The 17,880-nt window shown below is 69.5% G+C and carries 12 protein-coding genes; 5 read left to right on the top strand and 7 right to left on the bottom strand.

The window, feature by feature from the left end; all coding sequences use genetic code 11:
• The first annotated feature begins 50 nt into the window (after positions 1–50).
• Positions 51–506 carry a hypothetical protein gene (locus HP550_RS14605; protein WP_175348404.1) on the top strand — a complete coding sequence of 152 codons (456 nt, stop codon included), beginning with the start codon at positions 51–53 and terminating at the stop codon, positions 504–506.
• Here HP550_RS14605 and HP550_RS14600 read toward each other — a convergent pair.
• A complete protein-coding gene (locus tag HP550_RS14600; protein ID WP_343048188.1) occupies positions 491–1,642 on the bottom strand; it encodes a class I SAM-dependent methyltransferase in 1,152 nt (383 codons plus the stop codon). The two genes, HP550_RS14605 and HP550_RS14600, sit on opposite strands and share 16 nt — an antisense overlap.
• Before the next feature lie 76 nt (positions 1,643–1,718).
• Here HP550_RS14600 and HP550_RS14595 point away from each other — a divergent pair, with 76 nt between their 5' ends.
• Positions 1,719–3,260: a carboxylesterase/lipase family protein gene (locus HP550_RS14595; RefSeq protein ID WP_175348402.1), complete on the top strand. Its 1,542-nt coding sequence runs from the start codon at positions 1,719–1,721 to the stop codon at positions 3,258–3,260.
• A gap of 2 nt (positions 3,261–3,262) precedes the next feature.
• On the top strand, positions 3,263–4,042 hold the full coding sequence (locus HP550_RS14590) for a 2-oxo acid dehydrogenase subunit E2 (protein ID WP_175348401.1): 780 nt from the start codon (positions 3,263–3,265) through the stop codon (positions 4,040–4,042).
• A 155-nt stretch (positions 4,043–4,197) separates the two neighbouring features.
• Here HP550_RS14590 and HP550_RS14585 read toward each other — a convergent pair whose 3' ends face one another.
• Positions 4,198–5,010, bottom strand: a complete 813-nt coding sequence (locus HP550_RS14585; protein WP_175348400.1) for a GNAT family N-acetyltransferase — start codon at positions 5,008–5,010, stop codon at positions 4,198–4,200.
• A gap of 668 nt (positions 5,011–5,678) precedes the next feature.
• Here HP550_RS14585 and HP550_RS14580 point away from each other — a divergent pair.
• The gene (locus HP550_RS14580; RefSeq protein ID WP_175348399.1) at positions 5,679–6,386 is read left to right on the top strand and encodes a ZIP family metal transporter; all 708 of its coding nucleotides are present in this window, start codon (positions 5,679–5,681) and stop codon (positions 6,384–6,386) included.
• Between the two features lie 274 nt (positions 6,387–6,660).
• Here the strand turns inward: HP550_RS14580 and HP550_RS14575 are convergent, their stop codons facing one another.
• Positions 6,661–7,197 (bottom strand): hypothetical protein, encoded by a 537-nt coding sequence (locus HP550_RS14575; protein ID WP_175348398.1) that lies wholly within the window; start codon positions 7,195–7,197, stop codon positions 6,661–6,663.
• A gap of 629 nt (positions 7,198–7,826) precedes the next feature.
• Between HP550_RS14575 and HP550_RS14570 the strand changes: the two genes are divergently transcribed.
• On the top strand, positions 7,827–8,438 hold the full coding sequence (locus tag HP550_RS14570; protein WP_175348397.1) for a DNA-binding transcriptional response regulator: 612 nt from the start codon (positions 7,827–7,829) through the stop codon (positions 8,436–8,438).
• A 550-nt stretch (positions 8,439–8,988) separates the two neighbouring features.
• Here HP550_RS14570 and HP550_RS14565 read toward each other — a convergent pair.
• From HP550_RS14565 to HP550_RS14550, 4 genes are all read right to left on the bottom strand, one after another.
• Complete coding sequence (locus HP550_RS14565; protein WP_175348396.1) at positions 8,989–9,552, bottom strand: hypothetical protein; 564 nt, start codon at positions 9,550–9,552, stop codon at positions 8,989–8,991.
• 674 nt (positions 9,553–10,226) lie between these two features.
• Complete coding sequence (locus HP550_RS14560) at positions 10,227–11,486, bottom strand: hypothetical protein (protein WP_175348395.1); 1,260 nt, start codon at positions 11,484–11,486, stop codon at positions 10,227–10,229.
• A gap of 85 nt (positions 11,487–11,571) precedes the next feature.
• Positions 11,572–14,829, bottom strand: coding sequence for a UvrD-helicase domain-containing protein (locus HP550_RS14555; RefSeq protein ID WP_175348394.1), 3,258 nt, complete (start codon positions 14,827–14,829; stop codon positions 11,572–11,574).
• On the bottom strand, positions 14,826–17,861 hold the full coding sequence (locus HP550_RS14550; RefSeq protein WP_175348393.1) for a PD-(D/E)XK nuclease family protein: 3,036 nt from the start codon (positions 17,859–17,861) through the stop codon (positions 14,826–14,828). The genes HP550_RS14555 and HP550_RS14550 overlap by 4 nt, the downstream gene beginning before the upstream one ends.
• Between the last annotated feature and the right edge of the window lie 19 nt (positions 17,862–17,880).

The raw sequence follows: 17,880 nt of genomic DNA, 5'->3' as shown, positions 1-17,880 counted from the left end.
CCGGTTGCGACCAGTTGCCGATGGAGGGTCGCGGGGGCAGGGTCGGTGCAATGGCGAAGAAGAAATCCACTGGTGTCGCCCTGGCGGTCGCGTGGCCGTTGGCGAAGAAGGTCGCGGCACAGGTCAGCGTGATCGTCGCCAACAACCCCGAGATCCAGAAGCGCCTCGAGAACCTGGGCAAGAAGTTCGCCGACGTCCAGCGCGCCCGAACTCCGGAGGCCAAGATCGCGCGTGCGATGGAGTCGGTGCGGGAGCAGGCCGAGATCGTCCTGCGTTCGGAGACCAGCGCTGCCGAGTCGGTGGCCTCGGTCCAAGCCATGGGCTGGAAGCAGCGGGCCGATCAGGTCGAGCGGGCCCTCCGGATCCTCCAGCACCAGCCCCGCAAGATGCAGAAGTCGCAGCTCCCCCGCATCGAGGCGATGGCGGACTCGCTCGTCGCGGAGGTCCTGACGTCGCTCATCGACGATGCCGTCGATGGCGAACCGAGGGATCAGATCGGTCGCTGAGCCGCGCGAGTGGAGACCGTGACCGTGAACTTCGGGTCTCGGCTGACCTGGCGGGTCGGGCCGACGACACGCTCCAGCGTCGGCCGATAGCGCAGGTGCGAGTTCCACACAGCCCACAGCTCCCCGCCGTTCGTGAGCACGCGCGCGGCTTCGGCGAAGAGCGTCCGGGCCACCCCGTCGTGGACCGCCGCGCCGACGTGGAACGGCGGGTTGAGCACGACAAGGTCGACGCTCGCGTCGGGGATCGTCTCCGCACCGTCCGCGCGCACGACGACGACTCGACCCTCCAGACCGTTCGCCGCGACCGTGGCGCGGGCGGAGGCCACCGCGGCGGCGGACTCGTCGGTCGCCGTGACGGTCAGCCCCTCGTTCGCCCGTGCCAGCAGAGCGGCCAGCACCCCCGTGCCGCAGCCGAGGTCGACGGCCTGTGCGACGTCCCGCGGCATCGCGTCGAGGTGCTGCAGCAGCGCGCGCGTGCCGATGTCGATCCCCGTCCCGGCGAACGCGCCGCCGTGGGCGCACACCGTGATCCGGAGGTCGCGGTGCTCCTCTGTCTTGGGCCAGCGCTGGCCGGCCGGTCGCGGTCGTGACGCCACCAGCACGCGAGACTTCTGCCGGGCCAGGCGCGCCTGCACGTCGGTGAAGTGGCGCCCGAGGACGTCGTTCATCGCGATCGTCATGTGCTTGACCCGGCCACCGGCGATGACCGCCACGTCGGGGTCCGCGTGCTCGGCGATCAGGCTCGCAATCTCGTCGAGCGCATCGAGCGACCGCGGGAGCTGGAGCAGAACCACCCTCGCTTGGTGGACGAGCTCCGGCGTCAGGCCGAGCTGGGTGAACCCGCTCAATCCGAGCCGCCCCGCGTTTACCTGGAGCGCCCGCTCGCCGAGCAGGCGGTCCTGATGCGTGCGGACCCCGGAGAGCCCGTGCCGCGCGATCGCACCGAGCGTCAGCGCGCCGTGGTGATCGCCGATCACCACGACGCCGTCCCCCGCTCTCGACAGCGTGGGCGCGGCCTCGTCGAGGATCAGCCGGTCGCTCGCGTCGACCGCGTGCAGGTTCGGCGCCTCGAGATCGGGGTAGCGGCGGAGGTCGGCGAGCACGTCGGTCTCGTCATGTCCCGCAGCCGCTTCCACGCCACCGAGGCTAACGGGCTCCCCCGGGACTTCCGCCCCTACCGGGCGGGGCCCGGGCCGACGAAACCTGGACGACATGGGTGCAACGGTCAAGACCGTTCAGGGCGTCCTGCGTGGCAGCGTCGCCGATGGCGTGTACGCGTTCCTGGGAGTCCCGTACGCCGCACCGCCCTTCGGTGCGAACCGGCTTCGACCCCCGCAGAGCGTCGAGCCCTGGGGCGGCGTGCGCGACGCCACCGCCCCGGGCCCGGAGCCCCCGCAGGTCGCTCCGCCGACCACCGGCGGACCGACTGAGGACTGGCATGACGTCTCTGGAGCCTTCGCCGCCGTCGAGCGCGCCACACCGTCGCAGGACTGCCTGAACCTCAACCTGTGGACGCCCGATCCCACGGCGACCGGCCTGCCCGTGATGGTGTGGATCCAGGGCGGCATGTTCGAGCTCAGCTCGACCTCGGCCTACGACGGTGCGCACTTCGCCCGCGACGGCGTCGTCTGCGTCGTCATCAACTGGCGCCCCGGCGCCGAGGGCTTCCTCTACCTAGGCGACGGCATCGCGAACATCGGCCTGCTCGACCAGGTCGCCGCCCTGGAGTGGGTGCAGGAGAACATCGACGCGTTCGGCGGAGACCCCGGCAACGTCACCGTCTTCGGCGAGTCCGCGGGCGCGATGAGCATCGGCACCCTGCTCGCGATGCCTCACGCCAAGGGCCTGTTCCGACGGGCCATCCTGCAGAGCGGCGCGGCACACCAGGTGACCCCGGCCGACGAGGCCCGACGCATCGCCGGCTACCTGGCCGACATCCTCGGCGTGCCGCCGACCCGCCAGGCGATCGCGGCGGTCGGTGTGGAGCGCCTGCTCGCGGCCCAGGCACAGCTGAAGACCGAGCTGCTCACCGCCCCGGATCCGGAGCGCTGGGGCCAGGCCGTGGTGACCAGCACGATGCCGTGGCAACCGGTCGTCGACGGCCAGGTCCTGCCTGGCGTCCCGATCGACCAGATCTCGGCCGGCGCCGGCGGCGAGGTCGACGTCATCGTCGGCACGAACACCGACGACTGGAGACTCTGGCTCCTGGTCAGCGGCGCCCTCGGCCGGATCACCGACGAGATCCTGACCGGCCCCGTCCACGGTCACGGCTACCAGGCGCTGGCGGCCTACGGCCTCGATCCGTCGACCGCGCTCGCCGCCTACCGGGACAGGTATCCGCGGGCCTCCCCCGGCGACCTGCTCGCGAACGTCCAGACCGACTGGTGGATGCGGGTGCCGGCCCTCCGCCTCGCCGAGGCCCGCACGCGCACGCCCGCGACCGGCCGCACCTACATGTACGAGTTCGCCTGGCCCGCCCCCGGGCTCGGCGCGGTCCATGCCGTCGAGGTGCCCTTCGTCTTCGACACAGCGACTCCCGACGCGCCGCTGTTCGGCCCGATGCTCGGCGCCCACCCGCCGCAGGACCTCGCACATCGGATGCACGCCACCTGGATCGCCTTCGCCAGAACCGGTGACCCCGGCTGGCCCCCGTACGACCACCACCGCAGGGCCACGATGCGATTCGGCACCACCTCCGAGGTCGTCGACGACCCCCGGGCCTGGGAGCGGGCGCTCTGGGAGGGCATCCGCTGACCATGGCCTACGTCGTGCGGGCTGTGCCCCGGGAACGCCAGCCGATCCTGGACAGGCTGGCGGGCGCGAGTCGACGGTTCCCGGTCCACGCCCTGCTCGAGCTCGACGTGACCGCCCCCATGGCGCGCATCGCCGCATCCGAGCCGCACGTGTCGTGGACCGCCTTCGTCATCGCGAGCGTGGCACGGGCGGTCGCGATGCACCCCGAGGTGAACGCCCGCAAGGCCGGCAACGCGATCGTCTCCTTCGACCGCGTCGACATCGGCGCGACCGTGGAGCGGCACTGGCAGGGACGCACCGTCCTCGACGCCATCACCGTGGCCGACGCCGACCGGCAGTCCTGCGCGACGATCTCGCAGACCCTGCAGTGCGCGAAGCACGGGCCGGGTGAGCTGCACCGCCCGAGCGGGCTCATCGGGGCGCTGATCCGCCTGCCCGGACCCCTTCGGCGGACCGCCATCCGAGTCGCCGCCACCAGACCCGACATCGCCGCCACGTTCGGACCCGCGGTCGGAGTCACGTCGATCGGGATGTTCGCCGGCGGGTGGGGGTGGGCCATTCCGCTCGCACCTCTGACGGTGATCGCGACGGTGGGGCGGATCGCGGACCGCTCAGTCGTGCGCGACGGAGTCGTGGTCGTTCGGCCGATGCTGCCGCTGACCTTGAGCTTTGATCACGCCGTGATCGACGGGGCACCTGCAGCGCGGTTCACCCAGACCCTGAGCACGTTGATCGAGACCGGCGTCGTGCTTGAGGAGATCCCGCTTCCGGTTGAGCCTTAGGCACCTGCCGCGTGTTAGCGCGCTGGCTAGCGTCCGCCGCGATCAAGGCCGACCGGTTCGTCCTCGCCGCGAAGCACCTGGACTGGTCCGGAGTGTCACGCCAGGCGTGAGGGCCGATAGCGTCTCGGCGCGGCTACCGCCGGATGGGGCGCCCCTCAGGAGGCCAGGCCGCCCCGACCGGACGCGACCAGGTGGAAGTACGGGGTCCGTGTGGTCGGCGTGAAGCCGAGCGCGGTGGCGAGGCGGAACGAACCGACGTTGTCCTCCCGGCAGGACCACACGGGAACGAGGCCCGCATCGAGTGCCACGTCGATCATCGTCGCTGCAGCGGCGGCCGCGAATCCCCGCCGTCGCCACGGTGGCGCGGTCTCGATCCCCAGCTCTACCCGACTCCCCTGACGGTACGAGGCGAACGCCATCGCACCGACCTCGTCGCCACGCGCGAGAGCGACGCCGCCGCCCTGCGCGAGGAACGACCCGGCGTCGGACCAGAAACGACTCGGCACGACCGACCCCGCCCAGCCGAAGTCCTCGGCGGTGGCCCGTCGAGCGACCCACCCATCCGGCGGGACGGACTCCCCCCGGCGCACCGCGTGCGCAGCCTCGTCGAAGGCGAAGTTCACGCGTGTGTGCCGGGCCGTCGTCACGCCGCCACAGCCGGGCGACGAGGCGTCCGCGACTCTCAAGGCGTCGTCCCAGCCGAGCCCCGTCCATCGCGGCTCGACCTGGAGCCACTCCTCGCCCGCGCGCCGGCCGGCGAGGTGCGAGACGACTAGCGGGAAGGCCTCGTCGACCGCCGGCCCCCACACGAACGACATGCCGTACGGGTGCACGACGTGGAACGCGCGCGCGTCGGCCTCTCGGTCGGACCACAGCGGCGCTCCGAGGTCGAGCGCCGCCTGGGCGAACATCGCGTTGACCGGCACCGACGCCAACGCTTGTCGTGCCGTGTTCCGGCGTTCGTCCACGTGAGCCTCCCGGGTGGTCCTCCCCAGGACGCTAGTGAGTAGTCCCCGGCTCTCGTGCGGGACGAAGGGCCTGGTGAGAGGGCTAGCTGAACCGCTCACTCTTGGTCTCGACCGGCGTCGCTGAGCGGTGTCGGTCGCCTTGCTGGCGGCCGACGAACCGCCACCCCGCCGCCGTCGATGTTGCCGAGCTTCTTCACGTCGACGTGAGTCATCGCCCCGGCGTAGGGGGCTCGCAGCGGCGGATCGGTTCCCCGGTGCGGATGTCCACGTGGGAGCGCCGGTTGAGCCGGCAGGGGTCAGCACGGTGTGCACCGTCGTGGCCGGCATGCCCAGGCGGGCACCGATCGCGATCGGGGACAACCGCTTCTTCCAGCTTCGCGGTCGGCCGCGAGACGTGAAACCCCTCGGCCGACCGGGCGACCGGCCACCCTTCATCGACGATCAGCCGCGCGATGCGCAGGGGCACCACCGGGGTCAAAGCAGCATCACACGACGACCTCCTGGTCATCGAGTGCGAACCTTCAGCAGTCCCCACTCCACGCCGGGAGGTCGTCGCCTGTCCACGCTCATTCAGAGCTCGCCGCAACCGTGGACGTCGTGGCATTGGGGATGGGAGTTTCGGAGCTCAGACAGCCCGCCGGAGGCTTCTGAGGGCGGAGGGACCAACGATGTGGGAAGCACTGGGCTGGGGCGGTGTAGCTGCATCGTCGCTCGTCATCGGCGCCGCGTTGGGCATCTCACGACGATGGCCCCGCGGACTGATCGGGGTCGTCCTCGGTTTCGGTGCCGGAGCTCTCATCTCGAGCGTCTCGTTCGAGCTGGTCAAGGAGGGCTACGTCAAGGGCGGAGGACTGGCGCTGGCGACTGGCCTCGCCGCCGGCGCCGTGACGTTCTACATCGCCGATCGCCTCGTCCAGCGACTGGGCACCCGGTCGGCTGCCGGTCTCGCCGGCCTCCCCCTCGCTCTCGGGGCCCTGCTCGACGGCATCCCCGAGCAAGCGGTGCTCGGGCTCGGGCTGGCTGAAGGTGCAGGCGTCGGCGTCGCGCTGCTGGTCTCGATCTTCGTGTCGAACCTGCCCGAGGCGATCGGCTCGTCCAGCGACATGAGAGCGGCCGGCCAGTCCCCTGGACGCATCATGAGGTTGTGGGCGCTGGTCGCTGTCGCCTGCACGCTGGCGACACTCGGTGGCTACGCGGTCGCACGGGTCACCGCAGAGCGGTTCGAGGCCGCGGTCGACGGCTTCGCCGCAGGCGCCCTGCTCGTCATGCTCGTGGGCTCGATGATCCCCGAGGCCACGGAGAAGGCCCGGGACAAGGCTGGCCTGGCAGCTGTCCTGGGATTCGCCGTCGCCGCGGGCCTGTCGGCGCTGACGTGATGTTCTAGGCCGTGTCTCCCTGATGGGGGGCCACAGACACTAAAGCAGCTCCACGTCAACGAGACGCTCCTTCCTACATGGCCATGCGTTTCCGCAGGGCGGGCAGATGGAGGTGGCGGGAATCGAAGACGATACGGCTCTCGTTGACACGAGCCGGCGGACGTCTGACCTGCAGCTCCGCTACGGTCCCTCCGGCGCGATCTTCAGATTCGGAGCCGTTTCGTTGACGTGGTCAACGGGAGCTCGTTGAATGCGCACTCCCGGCCGAGCGCATTTACCGGGCCGGATCCCGTGGAGGCTCACCATCGGCCACGTCTGCAACCTCTGCGCCTCGGATCCCAGCCCAGATACGAGCTGTTTCACGATTGAGCCTCTCGACCTCATCTGCGAATGTGAGGAACTCCTCAAGTGTGATCGTGGTCGAGACGCGTGCATCTGCCAACTTCTTCGACCGTCGAACGCCCGCGTCTTGCTTCGTGATAGTTGCTGAATTTCGCTCAGGATCGAAGTCGGTCCAGACCCCATGTATGAACAGGTTACGACGGTCGGCGAGTGCACCGAACCCTTCGCTCAGCGCGACGACTGCCGGGTGGTTGTCCTCGTGTCGGGTGGCGGTCGCGGCGAGCTCAGATCGAATCGTCGCAGTGGTTGACGCGTACACCTTTTTGATGAAGTGGTCGCCCGACGCGTCAGCCGAAGGCCGGAGCTGGCCGATCAGTCCGATGAGGGAGGACTCGAGGATCGCGAGTTCCATGACGACCTTGCCCAAGACGATTAGGAAGGGCTCGGGCGCGAACGGATCCTCGCTCATGGTCGGAGGGTAGCCCTGTATCGGCAATCGCGGGACGGTAACCGCGGCATCTGCCATTCCACGAACCGACCAGAACAAGCCTGTCGTTCGAATCAGCCCATAAGCCTGGCTCGAAACACCGCTCCTTCATCGTCGGAGATGAGATCCGCGGCTCTCATCTGAACTATCCGCTCGAGTTCCTCGTGAAGAGCACCCATTGCGCTCGAGGACGTCAGCGCAGTCACGGCTCCGCCTTCAACAGCGTTGCCACTGCTGACTAGCTTCGCGACGATCGCGTTTAGTCGGTGAGCTATCGGTCTGGTTGCCGCGGCTGTGAAGGGGTCGAGACGGACCGTCTCGCCCCACTTGAATCGCCCTGGGTCGCTTGGATGATCCTGACCTTGGAACCGAGGATGAGGCCTGAACACCGCTGCGGCGGAGGCCGAAGCTTCAGGTGCGAGCATCAACTGAACCCGGGGCGAGACAGATCGAGGCCAGCCCGGCCGCTCAAGCCCTGCGACCGGTCTCGCTCGCGTACCGCCGAGCGCGTCGAGGGGCGAGACGCAGGACTTCAAGTGGCGGCCTCACAGATGATCGGCGCTCGCTAGTAGGAGCCGCTACCGTGCGGAGATGCAACGGAAGGAAAGACCGTGAGCGACGACGTGCAGGTCGCACTGATAGGCCTGATCGTGCCTGTGTGCTCGCTCCTGGTCATCGGGATCGTCCTCGTAGTGTTCCGGAAGCAGATCGCGGGATTGACCAGCCGCACGACCCGGATCAAGGTCGCCGGATTCGAGCTTGAGCTGGCGACGCAGGCATTGATCGAAGCGAAACCCAATCAAAAGGTCTCGGCAGGCATCGCCCGAGGTATCGAGGAACGCGCTGCTCGCCTCGCGCCGCGACTGATGGGCGTCCAGGTCCTATGGGTCGACGATCAACCGCACGGCAACAAGGTCGAGCGCCGTTTCCTACGCGTGGCGGGGTTGACTGTCGTGAACGCCAGGACATCCAAGCGCGCGTTCCAGCTACTCGACGAGGACGATTTCGGCGTCGTCATCACGGACATTGAGCGAGCCGAGTCACCAACGGCCGGCATCGACCTGGCCCGCGACGTCGCTGAGCAATACGGCATTCCGGTGATTGGCTACATCGGCAGTGTCGACCTGGCTCGTCCGGTACCGGCGGGCTTGCTAGCTTTGACCGACCGTCCGGACGTCCTAATAAGCCGGATCTTGGACGCGGTCGAGGCGAGCGAATGGTAGCTGCCGGCGTCGCGGCCCAGCTGCTCGTTGTTCTAGGTATCGCTCTCCACGATCCACGTGGTAGTCGCGGTGACCGGGTAGGCCTCACCTGACTGCCCGGCAGATGACTTCTCGTAGATGTGCTGACACGTGGGGGACACGATCCCCCCGTGTAGTGCGCCGTCGCGTCGCTTCGGCACGTCTCGGCGCGGCCGTCACCCATGTCCCACACGATCTGCCGAACCTGCGCGGTCTCGGTCACGGCCAGCCCGGTCACGGACCCCATGGCGAAGTTCGAACCCCGCGTCGTCGGGCCGACGTCGGTCCATAGTCACAGCGGCACCCCGACGACGCCCATCGCTGGGCCCTCGATCGTCAAGGGGATCGCTGGCCCGGTCAGTTGCATGCGAGCGATCGCGCCCCGGTCGCCCTCGGCGCGGTCCGGGGACGTCGCACCGTGAACAGTCACCACCAACCCGGCACCGAGGTGGTCACCACAGGTAAGTGCTCCCCCAAGTGGTTGAGGGTCAACGCGACGAACCGTCACGTGTGCGGCACACCGCCGGTCGGGTTACTCGGCTTCCTCGACGTTGTTCTTGTACGTCTCGTAGTCATCGATGCCGAACGCCTCCATGCGCCCGAACGTGTCATACCCACCACGGTGGGAGTACGTCACCGGGTCGTGCATGCCATCAGTCACCGGGTACGACTGACCGGACGAATACCCACCACCACTGCTGCTTGAGCCTGATGGGGCCGAGCCGGGACGTTCCGTACGGGTGTGGTATCCGATCTCCATCAAGTAGCCGCGCTTCCACCGCTGGGTCGCGAGCTGAACCTGGCATGAGTACGTAACCGACAACAAGCAGCCCAACGTGAACGCAGTGAGAATCCCCGCGACCATGCCCATGATCGGTTCTGCACCCACGATGAACGGGGCGAGCACCGCCAGACCGGTAGCGGTCAGCCCACCAACCCAGTACCCGACCTTCAACCGGTGCAGCCGGGACATGGCCGTTTCCGGGAGATGGTCGGTCGCATTCGTCTGCGAGATGTACCGCAGCACCCCTGTGCGGCGCTCGTACTCCAACACTTCGGCGTGCGTCATCAGGGACGTGTCCACCTTGCGTCCCACGACTGCCTCCTGATGACGAGACGAGAGCGCCCCCTGGTGTGGTGCACCAACCATCCGAGCGTAGCGACCCAGGTCGTGACCGCCAGAGCCGGCACCACTGCGGGGAGGACGAACTCGTCAGCCTCGACCAGCAGTGGTGGCGGTGTCGGCGCAGGTCGGCGGGTGAGCGGTGGCGGGACGACGGTGTGATCACCGCGCAAAACAAGATCGGCGAAGGCCGGCCGATACACGTCACCCTCATTCCGGACCTAGCCCGGCACGAGATACTCGCCGTGCTGTCGGCCCTGCGCCGCCAGAAGGGCATCCCCTACGAGCTGCGCACACCCCGAGCAGCACCATGGCGCCAGGGAGCCTGGCCCGGTTTCCCGGACAGTTTGATCTTGGCCCGGTTCGACGGACTCATTGGTGAGGAGCGGTCGGCTGCGGGCGGGTGGTGTTCTCGAACTCTAGGGGCGTGGCCCAGCCGAGCGCGCAGTGGCGTCGGACGCACGTAGGCGCCGGAGTGGAAGCCGCGCTCGTTCAGAAACGCGCGGAACGAAGACGGGGAGAACGACATGTTGAATCCTCGAGGCTCAATCCCGCCCGGGTGGGCTGGGGTTGGAAACCCCGGAACCATGGCGGTGTGCGCTGCTCATACCACCGAACCGTAGTCAGGACCGCTGACATCGCCGCGCTCAGCCGAGTTCTCCACTGGTCAAATCCTCGAGCACGCCATGGAACTCACGCACCGTGAACGGATAGGCGAGCGTGATTTTCACCGCCCGGTACCGGATGTCGAGGTCCGCCTCGTCGCTCTCGAGTGCGAAGGTCCACGGCTCGTCGTCCGACAGTTCAACCGCAGCGTCGTCCAGGTCGCGCGCACCGAGATACCAGCACAACGCCCGCGGCGAGGCGATGAACCCTCCGGCACTTCGGGACAAGCCACGGGGATCCGACTCGCGAATGTCACCGTCGAGCACGCTGACGCTCGCGAACGGCAGATCACAGGCGTCGCAGGACCAAGTCGGCAGGACGCCGGCCGGAACCACGCAACCGGCGAACATGACGTCCTCGCGTGAGGCGTCATCGATCGACGGCAATCCCCAGACGATCGGACGCACCATTTCTCGCAGGCCACACCTCGGGCAGGACGGACGGGTCCGCCGCCGCAGTCCGTCGAGGGTCGGGAAATGCAGGAGGCGATGGCACGGAACGCACAGCAGGCTCGCCTCGTCGACAAGGTCCTGGAGCTCTACGCGACTCGGGAGCGGCTCGTGATGCAGCGAGGAGTCGGCAGGGTGCAACGGCTCGTCGCAGCTACCGCACACGGTGGACTCGTCGCGGTCCTGAAGCAGCTTCAAAACGTGGGCCGCACTGTGCGCTTCGAAGCATTGCGACCCGTCGATAAGAACGGCGTGCGGCGCATTCACCATCGCGACCAACGCGTCGATGGCCCGGCCACAGGTGTCGAGTGTCGTGGTGTCCGCCACCGGCTCGCCATCGACGGTGACGGCGAGCCCGTCCCACGGGATCGCGTCGGTCAGCATGATTCGCTCGAACGCTCGGCCTTCGTCGCTCACGAGCTCCGCACTCACAACCAGAGCAGGGTCGGTGCCAAGCACTGTCAGCAGAACGTCGCCATCCGTCATGCCGGCGGGGAGCTCCCACGTCCGCTCGCCGTCGCCGAGCACTAGGGCCGCAGCACCGTCGAGCCAGTCGTCCTCCCAACCGACGTGCGCGCGGCCGGTGAAGTCGGTCAACCAGGCGGGTAGATTCCGCGGTTCGGCTCGTCGGCGGATGTCGTCCTGACGACTCGACGCGTGCCTCACGCGACGCCGAAGGTCTGCCCGCGACAGGGAATGCGGATCGGCGGCGTCGTCGTCCGCGAAGGCCCCGGACAGAGCGACCAGCTCGCGCCTCGACAGGTCTGTGTCGCGTTCCTCAGGTCGCCGCATGTGCTTCACGCTATCGGCAACCACCGACATCGATCCGCGACTTCGTCAGGATGGAGACCTCAACGGCGCGGCGCTCGACAGCAACTCAACGATCTCCGGCGAAGGACGGGTCGAGGCCGACTTCCCGTTCCACGGATCCTTCCGGGTGCAGGAACAACAGCACCGCCCGGACCGGTGCGCCGGTCGCGTCGCGGACGCACCGCGCGTAGGCCTCGAGCTGGGGGCGGTAGTAGACGACCCGGCTTTCGACAGCCCCGGCCGGGATGGCGTCGGTCTTGTAGTCGACGACCACGAGCGTCCCGTCGTCGTCGCGGAAGATCAGGTCGACGTACCCCTCGAGAATCGTCCCGTCGTCCTGGAGCGTCCCGACGTACGTCTCTCGCCAGTTCTCCCGGGTGGCGGCCCGGCGCACGAGGTCGCTGACGATCGCGGACCGGGCCAAGTCTTCGACGAGCTGCACCTGCGCCGTTACACCCTCCGCCACGGCCTGCGCCGCGGCCGCGGAGGGCAGCCCGTCACCGGTCGCGAGGTCGGCGGTCTGCAGGACCGCGTGTACCGCGCGACCGATGGCCGAGCCGTAGCGGCCCTTCGACCACGGCGGCAGCTCGAGGTCGCGCGGACCCTTGGCGAGCCCCGGGTCGATGACGTCGGTCAGGACTACCTCCGGCTCGGTGCCTTCCAGGCCGGAGGCGACGATCGAGGCGTCCTTCGCCGCAGAGGCCCGTGCCGCGACGATCCCGCGCTGCCACTCGTCGTAGGGCGGGACTGACACCACAGTGGCCTGCGGGACCTGTCGATGCGGTGTCTGGAGAGTCGGGGCCACAAACGACAAACCATCTGTCGCACCCGCAGCCCCCGCGAGAATCGCCGCCGAAGTTCCCGCGGTAGATCCCGCGGCGCGGTGCAGCGAGACCACCAGGTGGTCGCGCGCCCGAGTGGCGGCGACGTAGAGCAAGCGCACCCGTTCCATCGCGTCCATCTGCTCGTCGACGGGCGCCACGTCGTCGAAGTCCCCGGTCTGCACCCCCGCCCCGAGCTTGACGGCGTACCCGCCGGCAGGCGGCCACAGCAGCTGCACACCGCGAGGTCGGTTGGGCTGGGCCGTCATGCCGGACATGATGACGATCGGGAACTCGAGCCCCTTCGCCGCGTGGATGGTCATCACGCGCACGGCGTTGACGTCGGTCTCGGGTAGCACGGACTCGGCGACACGCGTTGCCTCCTGCCCCTGGAACGCGGCCCATGCGAGGTACGCCCGCAGGCCGCCGTGCGACACCTCGGACCAGGCGCGAGCCTGATCGACGACGAACCGCAGCCGGCGCCAGCCGTCCCTGGCACGCGGCCCGGTGGCGGCGACTTCGAGCATGCGACGGTCGTCGATGATCGCGCCGAGGAGCTCACTCGGCGAACTCCACCGTGCCGCCGCCGAGAGCCGTCGAAGCGCCAGCAACGCGTCCGCGACCGGTCCCGTGGCGTCTTCGTCCTTTCGCGACCAGAGCACGAAGCGGCCGCCGTCTCGCTTCCACCGCCACAGGTCGTCGTCGCCGCACCCGAACAACGGCGAGCGCAACGCCGTGACCAGGGAGAGCTCATCCGTCGGGTCGGCGATGGCACGCGCGCAGGCGAGTAGGTCACGGACCTCGGCGGCCTCGTAGACGAGCGAGCTGGACTCGGCCCGGTACGGCACACCGGCCGCCTCGAACGCGTCCTCGAGGAATGGCAACGAGGTGCGCGCCGGGACGAGGATCGCGACGTCACTCAACTCCGCGGCTCTCCACGCGTGTGCGGACTCTTCGTAGACCTGCCAATGGTCGTCGATCGCGTGCCGCACGATGCCTGCGACGTCCGTCGCCTCGCGCTCCCGCAGGATCGCGGCCGCGGCCCGGGGCAGGTCGGTGTGGGCGTCGGCACCCAGGAGGACGACGGCGGAGCCGCGGCCCAGCTCGTCGCGAAACTGGTCCAGCGGCTCGTAGGCGGGCTGCGCTTGCGGGGTAGCCGTGATGAGCTGCGAGAAGGCGGTGTTGACCCAGTCGAGGACGGGCGCGACGGTCCGGAAGTTCGTCGTGAGGCTGACGGGCTCGCCCACGTGCTCCTGAGCGTCGAGGTAGGTGGCGATGCTGGCGCGGCGGAATTTGTAGATCGACTGCTTGGCATCGCCGACGACAAACAGCCGTCCCGACGGCACGACGACGTCGGTCCACTGCGCCTGGTCCGCGTCGGCGCCTCCGGCGATCCGGACAGCGATCTCAATCTGGATCGGGTCTGTGTCCTGGAACTCGTCGAGGAGCAGCCGCTGGTAGGTGTCGTGCAGGTCGGCGCGGGCGGCGGCATCGCGCGCCAGCAGCTCGCGGGCTAGCACGAGCAGGTCGTGGAACTCGAGGCGTCCGTCGCGCCGACGCGCGGCGGCGGTGTCGAGCACTCGCTCCGCGGTCCAGCGGGTCACGCGGCGCAGGCACGCGTCGAGTAGACCGGCGACGAGCTCGGTGGCGTCGGCGGCGAGGTCCTTCGCCGCTGTCCGGATCGCGTCGATGTCGGCCCACGAGCCTGCTCGACCGTGCGAGAACTTCAGAGCGCTGATCGCGCGGATCGCGGACATGCGGGCGCCGTCGTCGATTGCGGCTTCGAGGGCGGTAAGCGGTTCGGACACCGCGAGGATTTTCGGCAGGAGCAGGTCGTCGGCATTGGTGCAGGTCGCGGCGCTTGCCACCACGTCGCGTGCCTGGCGAAGGAACGCCGTCAGGTCGGGCAGCCGTATGGGACCGGGATCGCCCACCAGGACGCGAGACGCGATCAGGTCCCAGTTCGCGCCCAGCGCCTTGGCGAGAGAGCGCACGTGCTCAAGCTTGAGCCCGATCGCCAGCCCGAGCAGGAGCGGCTCCTCCATATCGTCGTCGTCGAGCAGCGCGGTCTGCAGGACGGCCCACCGCTCCGCGAACGCGACGGACGACCCCACCTCGTCCAGCACCTCGAGCACCGGCGGCAGCCCCGCGGCGATCGCGTGCTGCGCGAGGATCCGCTGCGCGAAGGCGTGCAACGTGCCGATCGCGGCACCGTCAAGGTCATCGAGCGCCTGCGACGCACAGACCCGGCGTTCGCCCTCGGAGGTGCGCCTCTCGGCCTCGAGCTGGGCGCGCAGGCGATCCCGCAGCTCGGCGCCGGCCTTCTCGGTGAACGTGACCGCCGCGATCGAGGCGAGCGGGACGCCGTCGTCGAGAACGAGCGTGAGGATCCGGCTGATCAGGGCCGTCGTCTTGCCCGAGCCCGCGCCGGCGTTCACAAAGAGGGTCGACGCGGTGTCCGTCCTGATCCGGTCGCGCGCGGCCTGATCGACGGGGACCGTCATGAGAGCGCCTCCGGCTCGATCAGCTCGACGAGCTCGCGCAGGTCGACATCGTGACGCTTGCGCTCCCACCGCTCACGGTTGGCGCCGTGCCCGATCCCGTCGGGGTTGCAGTACGGGCACTGGACCCAGGCGAAGTCCGGCGCGTCGGGCGCCCGCAGCGGGAACCGACCGGCCGCGATGGAGCGCACGATGACGTCGACGCCGTGCGCGAGGGACTCCTCGACCTCGGGCGTCAAGTCGATATCGATGCGTCCGGGGTCCTTGCGCACGAACCAGTAGCCGGCCTTGACGGCCGAGGTCGTCGCGCCGAACTGCTCGCGCGCGGCGAGCGCGTACACCGGGAGCTGGAACTTCGTCGCGCCCGCCAGCGGGTCGTCCTGCGTAATCTCCTTGAACGAGCGCCGGCTGCCGGTCTTGAGGTCGGTGACGTAGATGGTCCCGTCCGATCCGATGTCAACCTTGTCAGCGCTACCGCGCAGGAGCACCGTGCCCCCGGTGACGGCGACGCCGAGAGCAGGGACGTCGTCCGCGCCGAACGGCATCTCGCTCGCGACGACCCGCGCCCCGACCGACGCGCGCCACTCGTCGTCGCGATCCAGCATCTCCTGCAGGTCCGCCTCGATCCGCTCACGCTCCCGCTCCCACAGCCTCGGATGCCCGCTCAGCCCCTCGGCTTCGACACCGGCGGCCAGCTCCTGCGCGATCGTGACGAGCCGCGCCCGCTGGTCCGGAGACCACGGCACGCCGGCTCCGGGCAGGTCGTCGGCAAAGTCCTGCACGAGTCGGTCGAGGCACTCGTGCACGAGGGTCCCGACATCGGCCGGGCTGACGGTGACCAGGTCTTCGGGGGCCTCGATCGGACTGACACCGAGAAGCCGTTGCACGAAGAACGAGTGCGGGCAGGAGACGTAGCTCTCGAGGGCCGTCGGCGAGATGCTCCGGCTTCCGTCGGCGAAGTCCGGCAGCCCCGCCAAAGCACCCAGGTTTCCGTCGAAGCGCGAGAACACCTCGCTGCCCCGGGCCCGCCGCATCTCCCCCGCGGCGGTGACGACGCCGTCCTCGAGCCCACCCTCGACTGCCCGGCGCGTGCGCCACTCCTGGTCCGTCGCCACGTGCGGCGTCGTGAGCAAGGCGTTCGCGAACGACCCGGCGGTCGCCAGCGAGTCCTCGGTGTACTGCGCCTGCTGCCACTCAGTGGCAGCGAGCTCCTTGTTGCCGCTCAGTTCTCGCAGGGACCCCAGCAGCCAGCGGCTGGGCAGCCGGCGGCTCGAGCTGCGCAGGTCCCCGCGCGGGAAGGACGCCACAACCTCGGGTGCCGACGAGAACGCGGCAAGCAGGTGCCGGAACGCGCGATTCTGTGCGTCACGAGAAGTCCGCAGACCCCCCGCGGCGACCGTGCGCACGGCGTCCGGCAAGAGAGCATCGACCCGAGGCCGCCCCGGATACAAGTCCTCGCTCAGCCCGACGATGTGCACGACGTCTAGGTCGAGCCCGATGGCCTCGGACAGCGGCGCAACGAGTACCCCGTCCCCGACCCGACCGACCCGCGGCAGTGCGTCGTCGAGCTCTAGTTCCAGGGTCTCGCGCAGCGCGGTCAGCGACGCGTCGTCGCCGATGTCGTCCAGGACATCCAACCCGCGCAGCACCGACGTGATGGTTGCGAGCGCGTTCCGCTCCTCAGGCGGCAGGGTGGCGAGATCGTCGCCGACGCCGATCAGGTCGCTCACCAGCTCCAGACACCACGCCGACAGCTCCGCCCACGAGGTCGTGCGGTCGGCGGCGGCGAGCTCGTCGCGCAACCGCCCGACGAATGCGCGCAGCTCGGCGCCCGCCTCGGCCCGCCGGCGTGCCCGCTGGTCGGCGTCGTCTGGCGCTACGTTCGCCTTGGCCGTTTGCTTCGCGACGTAGGCCGCCAGGCGCCCGTCCCAGTCGTCACCGCGCACGATTCCCGCCTCGCGCGACGTCCGCTCCCACCGCGACACGGGGACGCGCCGCCCGGTGTAGTCGCGCACGGGCGCATCCGCGAGCGCCCGGAACAGCTCCGCGCGCGGCACGTCCCCGTCGGCGAGGTGCAGAATGCCGAGAACCGCCCGGGCGATCGCCCGCTCCGCCACGGGCCGCGTCCCCGGCCCCTGCACCCGGATCTGTGCCGCCTGGAGCTGCTCGTGCAGAAGCCGCCCATACGGGTTGGCGCTCGCGTACAGCACCGCGACCCGCTCAGCCGGGGTGGTTTTCAGGGTCTCGACTACGTCCCGGACGACCGCCCGGACCTCGTCGTCGGAGTCGGAGGTGTTGAGCACGCGGGTCGCGGTCGCGACCTTGCCCGTCGTGTCGTGCGTGTTGAGGAGCCAACGAACTCCCGCGTCCGCCCGCTCGGTATGCGTGGTCCCCACCAGCACGTGCACGTCGCCCACGCCCGCGAGCGCCTCGAGAAACCGCCGCTGCGCCGCACTCAGATCCTGCGGCAGGTAGACGACGACGGACGCGGTCTGTGTGACGCGCTCGGTAGCCCGGTCGAGCAGATCGCGCACGTCGTACCAGTCGCGCGCCAGGGTCTGCGTGACCACCCGATGTAGCCGCACCGTGTCCCGCGCCGTACTCGACGCCGCCGCGGCGGCCTCCAGCTCGTCGTCGGACAGGTCCCGCAGCTCACGGTGCGCCCGCGTCAGAGCACGCACCGTCGCCGGATGGTCCGCGACCTCGGCAAAGACGCCCGCGTCGTCGCGCAGGGCTCGCCTCCACGCGGCTGCGACAACAGGTCTGGTCGCGGGCCGGCGCGGCGCGAGGCTCTGCGCAACGAGCCGCTCGGCCAGCCGATCGAGGGTCGTGACCTCGATCCCGGCGATCCCCGGGACGTCGGTCGCCGTCGACCCGTGCTGCGCGAGATGCCGGCGAGCAACCGTGCCCGCGAGCTGGCTGGGTGACACGACGACGACCGGGGCCATCGGGTCGTCACGCTTCAGGTGCGAGACGATCGTTCGCAGGGCAGTCAGCGCGGGCACGCCGTATGCCGTCGTTGTCACGTCGAACATGGGCACCTTTCGGAAGACC

The organism is Cellulomonas humilata, assembly GCF_013359775.1.
Lineage (GTDB): Bacteria > Actinomycetota > Actinomycetes > Actinomycetales > Cellulomonadaceae > Cellulomonas > Cellulomonas humilata.
The sequence above is the reverse complement of the archived record's forward strand: the minus strand, read 5'-3'. Positions and strand labels throughout refer to the sequence as shown.